Source organism: Bradyrhizobium oropedii, from assembly GCF_020889685.1.
In the GTDB taxonomy this organism is placed as follows: domain Bacteria; phylum Pseudomonadota; class Alphaproteobacteria; order Rhizobiales; family Xanthobacteraceae; genus Bradyrhizobium; species Bradyrhizobium oropedii.
Genome location: NZ_JACMYO010000419.1, coordinates 1 through 1430 on the forward strand (window position 1 = coordinate 1; position 1430 = coordinate 1430).

The window sequence follows — 1430 nt, forward strand, 5'->3', positions numbered from 1 at the left end:
CTTTCCAAGAGCGCGCGCGGCCTTCTCACCCGTCCCCCAAGGGCCGCGCGCGCCACTTTTTCCATCACCGTCATTGCGAGCGAAGCGAAGCAATCCATGCCCCCATTCGGGGAAAGATGGATTGCTTCGTCGCTTCGCTCCTCGCAATGACGGGAGCAGGATGACAATGCGCCGCTTAATCCCATCCCTCGCCTTCGCCCTGATTGGCCTGATCCTGTTCAGCCAGGGCGCCTACATCCACGCCAAGGCGCTGCTCGCGCAGGTGCTGCTGGAGCGTGCCTTCGCACAGAGCATCGCGACCGGCCATCCGGTGAAACCGTGGAGCTGGGCCGACACCTGGCCTGTGGCCCGGATCGAGGTGAAGCGGCTGCACGCGTCCGCGATTGTGCTCGCGGGCAGCAGCGGCCAGGCGCTGGCGTTCGGTCCCGGCCATGTCGAGCAGACCGCCGATGCCGGTGAGCGTGGCGTCGCGGTCTATTCCGCGCATCGCGACACCCATTTCAGGTTTCTGAAGGATGTCACAATCGGTGACGAGATCGACGTCACGCGGCGTGACGGCAAGATGTTTCGCTACCGGGCCGACCGTAGCTCAGTTGTCCGCTTCGACCAGTCCGGCATCGACCCGGTGACCGACGGGTATGAACTGGTGCTGTCGACCTGCTGGCCGTTCGACGCGCTGACATCGGGCCCCGAGCGCTATCTGTTGCACGCAACCCTGATCGAATCGGATTCGAGAACACTCGAATCGGATTCGAGAACACGCGAATCGGGTTCCTGAGACGTGTGAATTTTCGCCTGCCGGGATATTGCGCGCGACGCCCTGACTTGCGTCAGCGTGAGTTGCCACCCTCTTCCATCAGCCATAAAAACAATGAAAAATCGGGTCCTGCGGTGATCGACCGTGGGCCAGAGGAAACAAGCAGAACAAGGATAAGGGCAGGCTCCATGGAAGCTCTCGCAAGCACCGCGTCACATCCGTCCCGCAAATGGGCGCCGCCCGCTGACGCCAGCGACATCGTCAAGAGCATCCATGCGATGCTGCACCCGCGCAACATCGTGCTGGTCGGCGCCACCGACAAGCCCGGCAACTACGCCGAACGGATCTGGAACAATCTGGTCAAGTACGGATATTCAGGCGGCCTGTTTCCGATCAACGCCAAACGCGAAACGATCTGGGGTGTCACCTGCTACAAGGATTTCGCCAGCCTTCCCGAAAAGCCCGACCATGTGCTGGTGCTGGTGCCGGCCCGCTTCGCCGTGCAGGTGATCCGCGATGCCGCCGCGGCCGGCGCGCGCTCGGCGACCATCGTCACGTCCGGCTTCAGCGAGTTGCAGGATGAGGAGAGCCAGCGGCTCGCGGTCGAGCTGAAGCAGGCGATCAAGGAGACCGGGCTTGCGGTCACCGGGCCGAATTGCCTCGGCAATCTCAG

The 1430-nt window shown here is 62.9% G+C and carries 2 protein-coding genes; both read left to right on the forward strand.

What is annotated here, in order from left to right:
• Positions 1 to 166: 166 nt before the first annotated feature.
• A complete protein-coding gene (locus H8A95_RS43000; RefSeq protein WP_229188445.1) occupies positions 167 to 778 on the forward strand; it encodes a class GN sortase in 612 nt (203 codons plus the stop codon).
• A 167-nt stretch (positions 779 to 945) separates the two neighbouring features.
• The coding region (locus H8A95_RS43005) for a CoA-binding protein (RefSeq protein WP_229188446.1) at positions 946 to 1430 on the forward strand (485 nt) is incomplete at its 3' end.

Bases quoted from the DNA above. Each gene is read 5' to 3' on its own strand.
- H8A95_RS43000 (WP_229188445.1), top strand. From the start codon at position 167: ATGCGCCGCTTAATCCCATCCCTCGCCTTCGCCCTGATTGGCCTGATC.